At 33.7% G+C, this 15,652-nt stretch carries 15 protein-coding genes; 10 read left to right on the forward strand and 5 right to left on the reverse strand.

Annotation, left to right across the window (positions count from 1 at the left end):
* Together K8344_RS04900 and K8344_RS04905 are read right to left on the reverse strand one after the other, a co-directional pair.
* Entirely contained in the window at window positions 1-2,763 is a 2,763-nt protein-coding gene (locus tag K8344_RS04900; RefSeq protein WP_237607170.1) for a carboxypeptidase-like regulatory domain-containing protein, read from the reverse strand.
* 18 nt (window positions 2,764-2,781) lie between these two features.
* Window positions 2,782-3,507 (reverse strand): hypothetical protein, encoded by a 726-nt coding sequence (locus K8344_RS04905; RefSeq protein ID WP_237607171.1) that lies wholly within the window; start codon window positions 3,505-3,507, stop codon window positions 2,782-2,784.
* Window positions 3,508-3,748: 241 nt separating this feature from the next.
* On the opposite strand from K8344_RS04905, the gene K8344_RS04910 reads away from it, so the two are divergent.
* The 5 genes from K8344_RS04910 (at window position 3,749) to K8344_RS04930 (ending at window position 8,294) form a co-directional block, all read left to right on the forward strand.
* Window positions 3,749-4,291, forward strand: coding sequence for a DUF4142 domain-containing protein (locus tag K8344_RS04910; RefSeq protein ID WP_237607172.1), 543 nt, complete (start codon window positions 3,749-3,751; stop codon window positions 4,289-4,291).
* Window positions 4,292-4,344: 53 nt separating this feature from the next.
* Window positions 4,345-4,647: a plastocyanin/azurin family copper-binding protein gene (locus K8344_RS04915; RefSeq protein ID WP_262913396.1), complete on the forward strand. Its 303-nt coding sequence runs from the start codon at window positions 4,345-4,347 to the stop codon at window positions 4,645-4,647.
* A gap of 138 nt (window positions 4,648-4,785) precedes the next feature.
* Window positions 4,786-5,265: a hypothetical protein gene (locus tag K8344_RS04920; RefSeq protein WP_237607176.1), complete on the forward strand. Its 480-nt coding sequence runs from the start codon at window positions 4,786-4,788 to the stop codon at window positions 5,263-5,265.
* 71 nt (window positions 5,266-5,336) lie between these two features.
* On the forward strand, window positions 5,337-5,678 hold the full coding sequence (gene arsC / locus K8344_RS04925; RefSeq protein WP_237607184.1) for an arsenate reductase (glutaredoxin): 342 nt from the start codon (window positions 5,337-5,339) through the stop codon (window positions 5,676-5,678).
* A gap of 117 nt (window positions 5,679-5,795) precedes the next feature.
* Complete coding sequence (locus K8344_RS04930) at window positions 5,796-8,294, forward strand: TonB-dependent receptor (protein WP_237607186.1); 2,499 nt, start codon at window positions 5,796-5,798, stop codon at window positions 8,292-8,294.
* A gap of 194 nt (window positions 8,295-8,488) precedes the next feature.
* Here K8344_RS04930 and K8344_RS04935 read toward each other — a convergent pair whose 3' ends face one another.
* Window positions 8,489-8,662 carry a hypothetical protein gene (locus K8344_RS04935; protein ID WP_165148063.1) on the reverse strand — a complete coding sequence of 58 codons (174 nt, stop codon included), beginning with the start codon at window positions 8,660-8,662 and terminating at the stop codon, window positions 8,489-8,491.
* 250 nt (window positions 8,663-8,912) lie between these two features.
* Here K8344_RS04935 and fumC point away from each other — a divergent pair, with 250 nt between their 5' ends.
* The gene (fumC, locus tag K8344_RS04940) at window positions 8,913-10,298 is read left to right on the forward strand and encodes a class II fumarate hydratase (protein ID WP_237607195.1); all 1,386 of its coding nucleotides are present in this window, start codon (window positions 8,913-8,915) and stop codon (window positions 10,296-10,298) included.
* A gap of 92 nt (window positions 10,299-10,390) precedes the next feature.
* On the opposite strand, the gene K8344_RS04945 is transcribed toward fumC, so the two are convergent.
* Both K8344_RS04945 and K8344_RS04950 read right to left on the reverse strand, forming a co-directional pair.
* A complete protein-coding gene (locus tag K8344_RS04945) occupies window positions 10,391-10,780 on the reverse strand; it encodes an acyl-CoA thioesterase (RefSeq protein WP_237607196.1) in 390 nt (129 codons plus the stop codon).
* 60 nt (window positions 10,781-10,840) lie between these two features.
* A complete protein-coding gene (locus tag K8344_RS04950) occupies window positions 10,841-12,202 on the reverse strand; it encodes an NAD-dependent succinate-semialdehyde dehydrogenase (protein WP_237607198.1) in 1,362 nt (453 codons plus the stop codon).
* 221 nt (window positions 12,203-12,423) lie between these two features.
* Here K8344_RS04950 and gcvT point away from each other — a divergent pair, with 221 nt between their 5' ends.
* The 4 genes from gcvT to K8344_RS04970 are packed head-to-tail and all read left to right on the forward strand — an operon-like array spanning window position 12,424 to window position 15,618.
* Window positions 12,424-13,506, forward strand: coding sequence for a glycine cleavage system aminomethyltransferase GcvT (gcvT, locus tag K8344_RS04955; protein ID WP_237607200.1), 1,083 nt, complete (start codon window positions 12,424-12,426; stop codon window positions 13,504-13,506).
* The gene (locus K8344_RS04960) at window positions 13,506-14,420 is read left to right on the forward strand and encodes a glutaminase (protein WP_237607202.1); all 915 of its coding nucleotides are present in this window, start codon (window positions 13,506-13,508) and stop codon (window positions 14,418-14,420) included. Before gcvT ends, K8344_RS04960 begins: the two co-directional genes overlap by 1 nt.
* Before the next feature lie 22 nt (window positions 14,421-14,442).
* On the forward strand, window positions 14,443-15,300 hold the full coding sequence (locus K8344_RS04965; protein ID WP_237607210.1) for a sugar nucleotide-binding protein: 858 nt from the start codon (window positions 14,443-14,445) through the stop codon (window positions 15,298-15,300).
* Window positions 15,301-15,336: 36 nt separating this feature from the next.
* Complete coding sequence (locus tag K8344_RS04970) at window positions 15,337-15,618, forward strand: 4a-hydroxytetrahydrobiopterin dehydratase (protein ID WP_237607212.1); 282 nt, start codon at window positions 15,337-15,339, stop codon at window positions 15,616-15,618.
* The last annotated feature ends 34 nt before the right edge of the window (window positions 15,619-15,652 follow it).

The following is a 15,652-nucleotide window of genomic DNA, read 5'->3' on the forward strand; positions in this document are numbered from 1 at the left end:
CTAAAACTTAAAATTATACGTTATTGTAGGAACTGGTATCGAAAAAATAGAAGTTTTATACGCTTTAATTTCTCCCGCTTCATTTACAAAAAATACTGAATACGGATTATTTCTACCCAATACATTATAAACTGATATATTAATAAAGCTATGTGCTAGTTTATCTAGTTTATGATTCCCTTCTATGTTTACTCCTAAATCTAATCTGTAATAATCTGGAATCCGAAATTGATTTCGGTCGCTGTATAAAACTTGTTCTTCTCCTGCAAAAACATAACGCCCTATCGGATATGTAATAGGTCGGCCAGTTTGGTATGTAAAGTTTGCAGAAAAACTAAAACGCTTAGTTAGTTTATAATTGGCAACAAGTGAAAAGTCGTGAGGTTTGTCATAATTAGCTGAAAAAAACTCGCCATTATTTACACGCTCTTGTTCAAGTTGGCTATCTAATTTCACTTTTGAACGAGAGTAACTATAACCAACATATCCATTAAACCTTCCACTATTCTTTTTTATTAAAAATTCAATTCCATACGCTTTCCCTTCACCTTGCAGTAACTCGGTTTCCAACTCATCATTCATTATTAATTGTGCGCCAATTTTATAATCTAATATATCGTCCATTGTTTTGTAATATCCCTCTAAACTAAACTCAATGTCTTTTTCTGATAGGTTTTTGAAGAAACCTAAGCTGTATTGATTTGCACGTTGAGGCTCGATATTTAAATCTGAAAGCTTCCAAATATCTGTAGGCGATTGTGTGGTATTAGTAGATAGTAAGTGTAGATATTGAATGGTTCTATTAAACCCAGCTTTCACCGAAAAATCGGTTCCTAGTAAATATCTTGCTGAAAATCTATATTCTAAGCCTCCGTAGGTTTTGATAGATTCATTATTGCCGAATTCTTTAACCTCTTCTATTGAGCTATCACTTTTAGGAACCCCAGAAGTATAAATATTTTGAGTTGCAGGGCCTAAGGCTGAATAAAATGAATAGCGTAACCCTAAATCTAGAAGAAACTTTTTATTCACTTCAAACAAATCGGCTAGATAAATTGCAGACTCTAACCCTTTCTCTCTGTCTATACTTTTAGCCAGTACATCGGAGTTTTCACCAATAGGATTAATATTACCAGGATCTATAACATACAATTTACTGCTTAAACCGTAACTCAATCTATGTTTATTATTAAGCTTATAATTGAAGTTTAATTTCGCTTCATACTCGTTTAACTGATAATCAAATTCAAAATTTTGATTGGCGTCAGCCTCATAATTTACTTCGTATTGATACTGACTATTTACTAAAATAAGTTCAGCTTTACTCTTATCACTAATGGCGTGATTGTATTTCAATGAAATCAATCTGTTAGAATAATCAAAAATTGAATCGGAAGTTATGCTGAATCGATCTTTACTGAAATAAACTGTCCCTTGAATTGAATTATCATTATCTATATTGTGTTTGTATTTTACAATTCCATCGTAAAAAGAAGCTTCGCTATTTTTTAATTTATCTTCATCTAGACTTCGTAAAATCCAATCGGAATACGTAGCCCGAAACCCGGCTATTAATGAAGCTTTTTCTTTTACCACAGGTATTTCAAGCGCTAGGTTGGCGGTTATAGGCCCAATAGACCCTTCACCCACAAACTTTTCCATATTACCCGATTTGGTTTCTATATCAAAAACCGAAGAAAGTCGCCCCCCGTATTCAGCTGGAATACTAGCCTTGTAAATCTCCATGCTTCCCGTTGTAAAAGGGTTTACTGCCGAAAAGAATCCTAAAAAGTGAGAAGGATTATATAAAACGGCATCATCTAGTAAAATTAGATTTTGATCTGAACGCCCACCACGCACATTAAACCCACTAGACCCTTCCCCAGCGGTTTTTATTCCTGGCATGGTGGTAGCAACTTTTAAAACATCACGCTCTCCTAATACCAAGGGAATTGTTTTAATCGACTCAATGTTTATATTAGTAACTCCTACAACAGCATCGCGAACGTTGGCATCTTTATTAGACTTTACCACCACTTCTTCTAATGATTCAGAGTTTTCGAGCAATTCAATATCAAGCGATCCATCTCCATACATAATTACATCTTGACGTATTTTTTCGAACCCTAATAAGTTTGTTTCTAGCTTATTTAAACCATAAGGAAGCCGAATACTATATTTTCCTTCAGAATCAGTAATAGCATATTTACTTCTATCTACTGTAGAAATTGAAAGATTTGCAAGAGGTTCCCCTGTATTAAAATTTTTAAATACTCCTGTGAGTACATATGTGTTATTAGAAGTATTTGGACGTTGTTTCCCTATAGTTACTATTTTCTTTTTGTAAACCGTATGGCTATTGGTATATTCTTCTTGAAAAATTGGAGCGTTGCTCTTGCTTTCTATCGAATTTTCTTTCTGTGTCACTTCATTGAAAAAATCCGTAGGCAATTCAGTATAGACATAGGTGTTTTTAAGAAGAATAACTTTGTTATCCTTAAGTACGTAATTGATGTTTGTGTTACTAAAAAGTCCTTCTAAAACCGCTCTTAAAGGTTCATTTTTAAAAGATGTTGTGACATAATATCCTTTCAACCAAGTTTCTTCAAAATAGAATTCTTTATTAGAAATTGATTCCACTTTAAGAATGGCTTCTTTTAATGGTGAATTGTTAAACGCTGCTGTAATATTCTGTTCAGTTTGTCCGAATAAACCTACAGTGGAAAGTAATAGGATAAGAATTGCAAGGAAATTATTTTGCATAAAGCGCGGCTTCAATATTTAAAATTTTGAAGGTTTTGAAAGTCCTTCTAAATGTTTCAAAAGTTTAATCAGAAAATTATCGGGGTCAGACTTATATAATTTTTTATAACTTTTATAATATTTTCGGATATCATCCTCTCTTTCAGGCAAAGCTCTTCGTAAGTCTTTAATTGAATTTATTACCGCGTAGTGTCCATCTACCTGCAACAAGTAATAATTGTTTATAGAAAACCGATACTGAACACCACTATTTAATGCCTTATCTTTTTTTCTTTTATTGTGTTTAATGTAAAGCTTGAACTGATTTCCGAGATATGCCTCTTCAAAAAAACCATTTCCAGGTAAGGGTAAGTTTATATCTACTAATTTCACAAAATCCCGATTGTAAATAGAAAAGGAAGTAACAAAATCTGGGATAAGTTTTACATTGAAAACACTTAGTTTACCCTCAGAATGAGTAATTAGGTTATCCTCTAACAAATCATATTTCAACAATACATTGCTGTAAAACTCGCCATTATAGTATACCGCCCCTCTTACATAATCATAACCTTTAAAATATCTATAAGTTCCATTGGTATTTAAAAAGAGGTCGGTAAATTCTGTCCCGTTAAATAATCCGGTGTTTTCTACACCAATAATATTATCATAAGTTTCATAAACTTTACTTTCTGCAACCGTTTGAGCAAGTATAAAAGGAGTTGTAAATAAGAGAATGGAAGTAATTGTAATTGAGATTTTCAAAATCGGATATATGACTTATAAATTCACTTTAAAATTAACAAAAAAACTATACTCTCGCTCAAATTTTAAGATAATCGTAAAACCCAATAAAGACTAACGAGAATATCCCTATAAACTCTTGGCCACTAATAAAATATCAGCTACGATAAATATAATTAATCTGGAATTATTGTAACCTAAAAGTTTTAATGGCATCAAACTAATACTAACAATTAAAGATTAAACCTAAAAATCATACGTTATGAAAACACCACCGATTATTAAGACACTTGCTATAATCGTATTTACCTTTACTACTTCTATATGCATTTGTGCCCAAGAAACTCCACAATTAAGTGATGCCGAAATTGCAAATGTTGCGGTTGTAGCTAACCAAATCGACATCGATTATGCAAAACTCGCTATTGCCAAATCTAATGATGCAGCCGTGCGTGAATTTGCAAATACCATGATTAACGACCACCAAGCAATTATAGATCTTGCTGTAGAACTTGTTACTAAACTTGGCATTAATCCTAAAGACAATCCTGTGAGTAAGTCCCTGTTAAACCAAGCCGATGAGACCACTAAAAAATTAAAGTCGATTAATGGAAAAGCTTTTGACCAAGCATACATAAATAATGAAGTTGCATATCACAAAACAGTAATTGATGCTTTAAATACAATATTGATTCCTCAATCTCAAAATACAGATCTAGAGGCATTACTTAAAACTGCTGTTCCTATTTTGGAAACACATTATCATCATGCAAAAATGGCCCAAAGTAAAATTCTTAAAAAATGAAAGCTTTTAAAATCTTTTTCATAAGAAAAACTGTATTAGTTATAGGAATAACGATGATTTTTCTGTTGTTTTCTAGCTTAAATACTACTGAATCAATTTTAAACACACCTACGAAGCATGTAGTTAATATTTATCAGATGAAATTTGTCCCGGAAATAATACAAGTTAGAAAAGGTGACATAATAGAATGGGTTAACAAAGACATCGTTCCTCACGACGTAACAGAAATCAATAAGAAATGGACTTCTAAAACATTGAATAAAGAAGATTCTTTTTCAAAAAAGATTACCACAAATTTTGATTATTTCTGCAGTATACATATTGTAATGAAAGGTTCGGTACATATTAAGGAATAGCACTCCTTAGTCAACAGAAGCTCATTGTTGTAATTGTTTCCTTATTCCGCAATGAGTTTCTTTAATTTTAAAAATGGTTGAAATCTAAAGGAGTTTTAATTTCTCCAAATCCGATGTACCTTTACTGCAAACTTTATTATGAAAGCAGCCAGCCTAAAGGAAATTAAAACTGAACTTAATAATCGTTCTACTCAAGAACTACTAGAACTTTGCCTTAGGCTTTCTAAGTTTAAAAAAGAAAATAAAGAGCTAATCACCTATTTATTATTTGAATCTGCTAATGAAGAAGCCTTTATAAGAAGTATAAAAACCAAAATAGATGAAGATTTTGAAAATATAAATACTAAAACCTACTATTTTATTAAAAAAAGCATTCGGAAAATACTAAGAGAGATTAAAAAGTTTATTCGCTATTCTCAGAACAAAGAAACTGAGGTTGAATTATTGCTATATTTTTGTCATAAACTAAAAGATTTTAAACCTTCTATTAAACGAAATACAACGCTCACCAATCTTTATAATAGACAAATTGAATATATACAGAAAAAAGTTTCTACTCTTCACGAAGACTTGCAATATGATTATGAAATGGAAATGGAAGAGCTACTAAACAAATAACTTTAATTCACCTTGCGTTTTTATTTCTATTATTTTTACAAAACATTAAAATATTAAATCTAAAAGAAAAAATGACTACTCTATATCACAACCCACGATGCAGTAAATCGAGACAAGCACTGCAACTTCTTGAAGAAAATGGGGAAACCATTAATGTTGTAAAATATCTTGAAGACATTCCTTCAAAACAGGAGTTAAAACAAATTATAGAATTGCTGAGTATTAAACCAATTGAACTTGTGCGCACTCAAGAAAAGGAATGGAAAGAAAATTTTAAAGACAAAGACCTTTCAGACGAGCAGATTATTGATGCTATGATTAAAAACCCTAAACTAATTGAAAGACCTATAGCTATAAAGGGTACAAAAGCAGTAATCGGCAGACCACCAGAAAATATCCTAGAGTTACTTTAATCTAGGACCTCTATAGTTTAACATTAACGGGCTTTTCAGCGGGTATTATTAACAGAAAATTAGCAGAATTCAATTCTAACAATACTATTTTCGTGAGTTAATTTTTTAATCCTACTCATGAAATACTTATTGCCTTTTATTCTATTACTTTTCAGCTATAATGTTGTAGCTCAAACCTCTGAAAAAAAACAAGTTACAATTAAAGGAACTATTCTTGAAGAAGGTACAAATTACCCACTAGAATATTCTACCGTTTCATTCATAAACAGAGATGGTAAAACCGTTACAGGTGGCATAACCGATTTAGATGGAAACTATAAAATTGACGTGCCTGTTGGAGTTTATACAGTGAGGTTTGAATTTATTTCTTATAAAACTAAAGAATTAAAAAATCAAAATTTTATTAAAAACACTACCCTGCCAACGATTAAACTTGATTTAGACGCGGCAAGTTTAGACGAAGTGGTTGTACGTGCTGAAACTACAGAGGTACAGATAAGACTAGACAAAAAAATATACAATATAGGAAAAGACCTTACGGCTGGAGGTGCTTCGGTGAGTGATGCATTAAATAATGTGCCTTCTGTAACAGTAGATGTTGATGGGGCAATTGCATTAAGAGGTAACGAAAATGTTCGTATTCTTATTAATGGGAAGCCTTCTGCTATTGCTGGTTTTGGTTCTACTGATGCTTTACGCCAACTACCTGCTGAAGCTATTGAAAGAGTTGAAGTTATTACTTCTCCTTCGGCTCGTTATGACGCAGAAGGAACTGCAGGTATTCTAAACATCATTCTTAAAAAAGAAAAAACCCTTGGTGTAAATGGTTCTATAAGTACAACCATAGGGGTACCTACAAATAGTAATGCCTCTGGAAACATAAATATTAGAACTAACAAATTCAATATTTTTAATACTACAGGCGTTTATTACAGAAAAGCTCCAGGAAAAGCACATTTCGATAATAATTATTTTTCACGAAATTTTATAGATAGTGATGGAAATCCCGTAACTGTTGAGCCAACTTTCGATCAAGTTATTGAACGTAGAGATTACGACAGAATGGGTAAAGGCTTTAACACCAACCTAGGTATAGAATACTTTATTAACGACAAATCTTCAATCACCGCAAGTGGATTCTACAGAAAGGGAACTGGAGATGATGTTACAACCAACAACACTTTTAACAGAAACAATAACGAAACTGAAGAGAGCATAAGAAGAATTGAATACGAAGGAGAAGACGATTCTAACTATCAATTCTCTTTGAATTATGTAAATAACTTTAATGACAACGGACATAAACTAACTGCCGATTTTCAGTATGATTACGGAAAGGACGATGAAAATTCATTAATTACCGAAAATCGTTTATTCCCAGAATTCATTACACTTCCTTCTGAGAATATTCTTCAAAAAAGGACAGATAGAGAATATTTAGCACAAGCTGATTACGTATTACCTATAGGTGAAAATGCACAATTTGAAGCCGGTTACCGTGGAAGTTTTGAAGAAACAATCACAGATTACACCTTATTACAAGAAGACGGTATTTCTGGTGTTTATCAAAGGAATGATAGCCTTTCTAATATTTTCAACTACGAAGAAAATGTACACGCTTTCTACACCCAGTACGGAAATAAGTTTGGTAAGTTCTCTTTCCTATTAGGTTTACGTCTTGAAAACACGCAACTAAAAGGTAGCGTAGATGCTGAAAATGTTGATACAAACTCACCTATTAACCTAAACTTCGACAAGGACTACACAGGGCTATTCCCTACAGTAAACTTGACTTACGAGTTAGGTGACCGCGAAAACATTACACTTGGTTATAACAGACGTATTAACCGCCCAAGACACTGGTTTATCAACCCTTTCCCTTCTCGTTCAAGTGAAGCAAACGTATTTCAAGGAAATCCTAACCTAGACCCTGCCTACTCTAGTGCATTCGATTTAGGATATTTAAAGAGTTGGAAAAAGCTAACATTATCGAGTTCTATTTACTACCAACACGAAACAGATTCTTTTGAAAGAGTTCAAGAAGAAACTGGAGAAACTACAAGTAATGGAATTCCAATTATCCGTACCCTTCCTATTAACCTTTCTACAAACAAAAGATATGGTTTTGAAGCAGGTTTATTATACAACCCTAATAAGTGGCTAACACTTAACGGAAGTTTTAATTACTTTATGTTTAAGTCTGAAGGATTTTTCAACGGTGTAGATTACGGAACAGAAGATGTTAGTTACTTTGGAAGATTTAGCAGTAAGGTAAAATTACCTGCAAAAATTGAATGGCAAACAAATGCTTTCTACCGTGGTCCTAGAAATAACTCTCAAACAGAGAGCGACGGGATCCTATCTGTAGATATGGCAATTAGCAAAGACATCATAAATGACAATGGAACTTTATCTTTAAATGTTAGTGATTTACTTAATACACGTAAAAGAAACAGTTTAACTACTACAAGCTCATTTACTAGTGAAAGTGAATTTCAGTGGAGAGCTAGACAAGTTAATTTAACCTTCACCTATCGCTTCAACCAGAAGAAACAACGTCAACGTCCTAACGGGGGCAGTGGTGGTGGATATGACGAAGGTGGGTTTGAAGGATAACATCCTAGGTCGAAGGCTAATACATTTAAAAAGGGAACCAAATTGGTTCCCTTTTTAAATGGAGTAAATTCTAATTAGATTATAATACATGTATTCTACTATCCAATTAATGCTTATCTAATTCACCCTTAATAGGTGGAAATAAAAAAGGGAGCTTTCTTAAAGCTCCCTTTTAATTATATTCTATAGAAAAACTACTTATTTAATTGTTTGTTTTTCTTTTCTTCACGTTTATTTTTAAAATTCTCTTGAAGTGCACCACCAATCCAGTAAGGGAGTATTCCCATCAAAAAAATCATCAACCAAAATCCGATGGTAACTACAGTCATAACAGCGATGAATCCTAAAAATTGCTCAAAAGTAAACATGGTATATTATTTTTAATTGAAAGTCCAAAGATAGTACGTTTTTTTTTAAAACAACAACAAAACTTTTAGTTTTATTCTCAGGAAATAAACAGCTGTGCGGGTTGACCAACTTTTTGCTTTTCGTTATCTTTGCAGCAGTTTTAATCCCTTATTCATTCGGGTTAAAATAAATTCAAAATCAAGTACTTAAGGAGTTCTTCGTAACTCTGCTATTTTAAATAATAATTAATTCATTATAAACATTATTACAATGCAGTATAGAATAGAGAAAGACACCATGGGCGAGGTAAAAGTACCAGCCGATAAACTTTGGGGCGCACAAACAGAGCGTTCATTCGAAAATTTTAAAATTGGCCCACGTGCTTCAATGCCTCTAGAGATAATCTATGGCTTTGCATATCTTAAAAAGGCAGCAGCTTACACTAACTGCGAACTTGGAGTTCTTCCTGAAGAAAAAAGAGACCTTATTGCAACAGTTTGTGATGAGATTTTAGCAGGAAAACACGACGATCAATTTCCTTTAGTAATTTGGCAAACAGGAAGTGGTACGCAAAGCAATATGAACGTAAATGAAGTAATTGCAAACCGTGCACACCAATTAGCTGGAAAAAAAATTGGAGAAGGTGAAAAAACACTTCAGCCAAATGACGATGTAAACAAATCGCAATCCTCAAACGATACTTTCCCAACGGGAATGCACATTGCAGCTTATAAAAAGTTAATCGAAACAACAATTCCAGGTGTTGAGCAACTTCAAAAGACACTTGCCAAAAAAGCAGAAGACTTTAAAGAGGTTGTAAAAATTGGTCGTACTCACTTTATGGATGCTACCCCTCTTACGTTGGGACAAGAGTTTGGTGGTTATGCAGCACAATTAGCATACGGAATTAAAGCTTTAAAAAATACGCTTCCACATTTAGCTGAACTCGCTTTAGGAGGGACTGCTGTTGGAACTGGATTAAACACACCAAAAGGATACGACGTTAAAGTTGCAAAATATATTGCTGACTTTACAGGTTTACCTTTTGTTACTGCTCAAAATAAATTTGAAGCTTTAGCGGCTCACGACGCATTTGTAGAAAGTCACGGTGCATTAAAGCAATTGGCGGTTTCATTAAACAAAATAGCTAATGACGTTAGAATGCTTGCTAGTGGACCTCGTAGTGGAATTGGAGAAATCAACATTCCTGCAAACGAACCAGGTTCTTCTATTATGCCAGGAAAAGTAAACCCTACACAATGTGAAGCTTTAACAATGGTTTGCTCTCAAGTAATAGGTAACGATATGGCAATTGCCGTTGGCGGTATGCAAGGTCAATTTGAACTTAACGTGTTCAAACCAGTAATGGCTGCAAACTTTTTAGAATCTGCTCAACTTCTTGGAGATGCTTGTGTGTCATTCGATGTAAATTGTGCACAAGGTATCGAACCTAACCACGAGGTTATTAAAAGGCAATTAAACAACAGTTTAATGCTTGTTACAGCGTTAAACACAAAAATTGGATACTACAAAGCAGCAGAAATCGCTAATACAGCTCACAAAAACGGAACAACTCTTAAAGAAGAAGCAGTAAACTTAGGTTATACTACTGCTGAAGAGTTCGACCAATGGGTAAGACCAGAAGATATGGTGTAGTAGTCACTACAAACCCAAAGTTTTAAACAACATACCCCGCATTAATTGCGGGGTTTTTTTTAGGCTTCAACCATTTATGAAGTAGTATTGTTTTATTTAGCTAACCTATCTTTAACAAATTCAATTTGTGTTTTTCCGTGTGGTGTTGGCACCCCGTTTTCGTCTAAACTCACCATTATAATTTTTTCAATACTAATAATTACTTCGTGATTCATTTTGTTTCGAACCTCGCAGGCAAGCGTTAATGACGTTCTTCCAAAAGATTTCGGCTCTAGCCCTATTTCTACGATATCACCTTTTTTAGCAGAACTCACAAAATTTATTTCGCTCATAAACTTCGTTACTGTTCTCGGGTTTTCTAATTGTATAATTGCATATAAAGCCGCTTCTTCATCAATCCATTCTAGTAAACGGCCGCCAAACAAGGTCCCGTTGGGATTTAAATCTTCTGGCTTAATCCATTTTCGTGTGTGAAAATTCATTCTTTAATATAATTTAGGTTGGTTATTTAAATAAACCTACAAATCAAATCCAGTAGGTTCTTACTTTTTAATATATACGGTTTTTCTATTTACGAATTCTTTTATTCCATCGGCACTTAGTTCTCGTCCGTAACCACTTTCTTTAATTCCGCCAAAAGGTAATCGCGGATCACTTTTTACTAATTCATTTATAAAAACAGCACCTTCATCAAATTTATGGATAATCTTCTCTGCTGCTTCTATATTCTCTGTAAATAGCGAAACTCCTAATCCAAATCGAGAATTATTAGAGAGATCAATCGCTTCCTCAATAGTTTTAAATGTAGTAACAGACAAAGCAGGCCCAAATGTTTCTTCCTTAAATACCGCCATATTTTCGGTAACATTTGTCAAAACAGTTGGTTCAAAATAAGCTCCGTGTCGCTTACCTCCTACTATAAGCTTTGCTCCTGCCTTAATTGAATCATTGACTTGCTTTTCAATATCTTTCGCCAAGTCCTCTCTGGCTAAAGTTCCTATATAAGTTTCTTGGTCTAAAGGATCTCCACTTCTTAATTCTCTAACCTTAACAACTAGTTTTTCAACAAATTCTTCAGCAATAGATTCATCTACAATCAACCTTTTTCCGGCTATACAACTCTGCCCGGTATTTTGAAAACGCGCTTGCACACAAGTTTCCAAAGTCTTTTCAATATCACAATCTTTCATTACAACTAATGCGTTACTACCTCCTAATTCTAGTACTGTTTTTTTAATGTTCTTACCTGCTAGGGATGCAACCGAAGACCCAGCTGGCCCACTTCCAGTAAGGGTAACAGCTTTTACTTTTTTATTTTCAATTATTTCTTCTACGGCATCACTTCCTATTAATAATGTAGTAAAACAGTTGTCTGGAAAACCAGCTCGTTTAAATATCTTTTCAATATTCAAGGCACTTCCAAATACGTTAGAAGCGTGCTTTAAAACACAAATATTTCCAGCCATAAGAGCAGGAGCAGCAAATCGGAAAACTTGCCAAAACGGATAATTCCACGGCATTACAGCAAGAATTACTCCTAAGGGTTCATAACTCACATAACTTTTATGGGCATCGGTTTTAATTACTCTATTTTCAAGTTGATTTTCGGCATGCTCAGCGTAATATTCGCATACCCATGCACATTTTTCAACCTCTGCTATTGCTTGAGAAATAGGTTTTCCCATTTCTAAAGTCAGCATTTTAGCATATTCGTGTTTATTAGACCTCATTTCTGCAGCCGCTGCAAGCATTAGTTTTTGTCGTTCATTAAATGGAACACCTCGCCAGCTATAAAAGCGTTTATCCGCTTTATCTATAATTTCAGAAACTTCTTTTTTGCTGTGATTTTTATAGGAATTTAGTTCATCTCCATTATATGGATTTTTGGAAACAGTAACGGCCATTGTTTTTATTTTAAAAGTATTCAAAACATAGAGAATGAGTAAGCGATTAAGACTATTTTAACGAGAAAAATATTGAAAATAAAGCATTCAAACTTTCATTACCTTTGCGCCTATTATAATACATTTGTGAAAAATGAATTATTTAAAATAATATTAAAAAATTTATCACTATCTCTATCTCAAGTAATGCCTTAGGATAAAGAAATAAAAACATTTTTAAAATGAAAAACACTGCACTTACACACATACACGAACAACTAGGCGCTAAGATGGTGCCATTTGCAGGTTATAATATGCCTGTTTCATACGAAGGAGTAAAAGCTGAGCACGAAACTGTGCGAAATGGCGTGGGTGTATTTGATGTTTCGCATATGGGCGAATTTTTGATTACAGGTCCAAAAGCTTTGGATTTAATTCAAAAAATAAGCAGTAACGATGCCACCAAACTTAAAGATGGAAAAGCTCAATACTGCTATTTTCCTAATGAAGAAGGAGGTATAGTTGACGATTTAATTATTTATAAAATTAAAGACGAAGAATATTTACTTGTAGTAAACGCATCTAATATAGACAAAGATTGGGCTTGGATAGAAAAACAAAACACTATGGGTGCCGAAATGAGAAATATCTCTGATGAATATTCACTTTTAGCTATTCAAGGACCGAAAGCAATTGAAGCCATGCAATCGTTAACTTCAGAAGATTTGAGCGCTATTAAATTTTATAACTTCAAAGTTTCTGATTTTGCTGGAATTGAGCACGTGATTATTAGTGCTACTGGTTATACTGGAAGTGGTGGATTCGAAATTTACTGTAAAAACAGTGAGGTTGAACAGATTTGGAATAAAGTTTTTGAAGCTGGAAAAGAGTACGGTATCAAACCAATTGGTTTAGCTGCTCGTGATACACTTAGATTAGAAATGGGCTTCTGCTTGTACGGAAATGATATAGATGAAACAACTTCTCCATTAGAAGCTGGATTGGGATGGATTACAAAATTCACCAAAGACTTTATCAATTCTGATAATTTGAAAAAAGAAAAAGAGGAAGGAATAAAAAACAAACTTATTGGTTTTGAATTAATAGACCGTGGAGTTCCTAGACAAGGGTATGAAATTGCCGATAAGGATGGAAACATCATCGGGAGAGTTACTAGTGGAACCATGGCACCCTCACTAAATAAATCGATTGGATTGGGATATGTAACTGTAGAAAACAGTGCGCCAGAATCTGAAATATTCATTCAAATAAGAAATAAACCCGTTGCAGCAAAAGTTGTTAAAACACCGTTTTACAAAGGCTAATGTTGGACTATCAAGCAATTTTAGAAGAAATATATTCATCACTTAAAAAAACTGAAGATACTGGTGAAGTAGCTAGCTATATCCCAGAATTGGCTAAGATTCCAAAAGACAAGCTAGGAATTCACCTTCAGTTAATAACGGGTGAAGACTATGCTGTTGGCGATGCTTTGGAAAAATTTTCAATTCAAAGTATTTCTAAAGTATTCTCTTTATCAAAAGCGTTTCAGCTAGTTGGAAATAAACTTCTTACTCGTGTTGATGTAGAACCTTCGGGGAATCCATTCAATCATCTTTCTCTTTTGGAACTTGAAAATGGAATTCCTCGAAATCCTTTAATCAATTCGGGGGCGATTGTAGTAGCAGACATTTTGCTTTCAAATTTAAAAAACCCAAAAGAAGATTTTTTAAACTTTGTACGCGAATTAGCGCACGACGATTCAATTAACTTTAATGTAAAAGTTGCAGAGTCTGAAAGAGAAACAGGTTTCAATAATTATGCAGCTGCCAATCTTTTAAAGTCCTTTGGAAACCTTCAAAATGATGTTGATGATGTGTTAGACTTCTATTTTCATCAATGTTCAATAATGATGAATTGCAAACAACTTACAAACGCTTTTTTCGTTTATGCCAATAAAGGTAAGTGTTTAAAAAACGTATTGCACTTAACACCAAGTCAGGTAAAACGAATTAATGCAATTATGTTAACCTGCGGTTTTTATGATGAAGCAGGCGAATTTGCGTTTGAAGTTGGATTACCTGGAAAAAGTGGCGTTGGTGGCGGAATAGTGGCACTTCTACCCCATTGTTTTACAATCGCAACCTGGGCGCCAGCCTTAAACCCACAAGGAAATTCATATTTAGGAATGCAGGCATTAGAGCAGTTTACCACTAAAACAAAACTATCTATATTTTAAAAAGAAGTTGAAGCGGAATTTAATGAGGAAAAAAGAAGGAAAAGAACGTATTTTAATCCTTGGAGGTAGCGGTTTTATAGGTTATGAAATTTATAAAGAACTTCTATCCTATTACGAAGTGTATTGCACTTACTGTAAGCAAGAGGGCGCTTTTTCTGAAAATCAAGTGTTCTTTAAATACTGCGTGGAAGAAGACTCCTTGTTTTTATTGCTGAATGAAATAAAGCCTACTGTAATAATTTCGGCAATTTCTGGAGATTATAAGAGACTGTTTGATGCTTATCAACAAATGGTTAACTACACCTTGCTTCACGAGGATTGTTCAGTTTTATATATTTCTTCAGCAGAAGTTTTCGATGGAAAATTTACACATCCATCATATGAAAATGATTTGACGCTCTCCGAAACTCCTTCAGGGAAATTCAAAATTGCAATTGAGAAGTTGTTACTAGAAACTATTCCGCAGCAAACCGCAATTTTAAGACTGCCAATGGTGTTAGGGGTTAATTCACCGGAAATAGTTCATTTACGGCAATGTATCCGACATAAGGCTACGTATGAAGTTTTCCCGAATCTTATAATTACTACAACTACTATAGACAAGATTTGCCAGCAAATTCACTATATCGTTAATCACTCATTGGTTGGAATATTCCATTTATCGAGTTATGACATGGTACATCACGAAGATCTCATCAGAGAGATAACGTTTAAAATTAGTGATAAAACGCCTATATTTAAAAGTGTATTTAGTAGTAATGAAGACCGCTATAACGCAATTCTTCCAAAGGTGAATCAATTACCTGAATCCTATCAAATAGCTGTGGCAGAAGTAGTTGAAGAATCTGGTTTAAACGAAGAGATTATGTCTATACGGTAAAATTTTGTACATTGATTTTAAACTAAAATTACAACTATGAAAGCATTAACTGAAAATGAAATATTAGAAAAGCTTAAAGATTTTGAAGGCTGGGAATATATTGAAGGAGCCCTTCACGCAATTTTCGAATTTGAAAATTTTAAAGAGGCGTTTACTTCAATGACAAGAATAGCTTTTGAAGCTGAAAAATTAAATCATCACCCTGAGTGGAGTAATGTTTACAATTCATTAGAAATCTATTTATCTACTCACGATGCAGAGGGTGTAACAGAAAAAGATTTTGAGCTTGCTCGAATTATTGATGAACTTGTTGGTTAGAAACTTTTAATCTACAGCATCAATTTCCAAATAA

This window comes from Aequorivita xiaoshiensis, from assembly GCF_022008395.1.
Lineage (GTDB): Bacteria > Bacteroidota > Bacteroidia > Flavobacteriales > Flavobacteriaceae > Aequorivita > Aequorivita xiaoshiensis.

Bases quoted from the DNA above. Each gene is read 5' to 3' on its own strand.
- K8344_RS04900 (WP_237607170.1), bottom strand. From the start codon at position 2,763: ATGCAAAATAATTTCCTTGCAATTCTTATCCTATTACTTTCCACTGTA.
- K8344_RS04910 (WP_237607172.1), top strand. From the start codon at position 3,749: ATGAAAACACCACCGATTATTAAGACACTTGCTATAATCGTATTTACC.
- K8344_RS04915 (WP_262913396.1), top strand. From the start codon at position 4,345: ATGATTTTTCTGTTGTTTTCTAGCTTAAATACTACTGAATCAATTTTA.
- K8344_RS04920 (WP_237607176.1), top strand. From the start codon at position 4,786: ATGAAAGCAGCCAGCCTAAAGGAAATTAAAACTGAACTTAATAATCGT.
- arsC (WP_237607184.1), top strand. From the start codon at position 5,337: ATGACTACTCTATATCACAACCCACGATGCAGTAAATCGAGACAAGCA.
- K8344_RS04930 (WP_237607186.1), top strand. From the start codon at position 5,796: ATGAAATACTTATTGCCTTTTATTCTATTACTTTTCAGCTATAATGTT.
- K8344_RS04935 (WP_165148063.1), bottom strand. From the start codon at position 8,662: ATGTTTACTTTTGAGCAATTTTTAGGATTCATCGCTGTTATGACTGTA.
- fumC (WP_237607195.1), top strand. From the start codon at position 8,913: ATGCAGTATAGAATAGAGAAAGACACCATGGGCGAGGTAAAAGTACCA.
- K8344_RS04945 (WP_237607196.1), bottom strand. From the start codon at position 10,780: ATGAATTTTCACACACGAAAATGGATTAAGCCAGAAGATTTAAATCCC.
- K8344_RS04950 (WP_237607198.1), bottom strand. From the start codon at position 12,202: ATGGCCGTTACTGTTTCCAAAAATCCATATAATGGAGATGAACTAAAT.
- gcvT (WP_237607200.1), top strand. From the start codon at position 12,424: ATGAAAAACACTGCACTTACACACATACACGAACAACTAGGCGCTAAG.
- K8344_RS04960 (WP_237607202.1), top strand. From the start codon at position 13,506: ATGTTGGACTATCAAGCAATTTTAGAAGAAATATATTCATCACTTAAA.
- K8344_RS04965 (WP_237607210.1), top strand. From the start codon at position 14,443: ATGAGGAAAAAAGAAGGAAAAGAACGTATTTTAATCCTTGGAGGTAGC.
- K8344_RS04970 (WP_237607212.1), top strand. From the start codon at position 15,337: ATGAAAGCATTAACTGAAAATGAAATATTAGAAAAGCTTAAAGATTTT.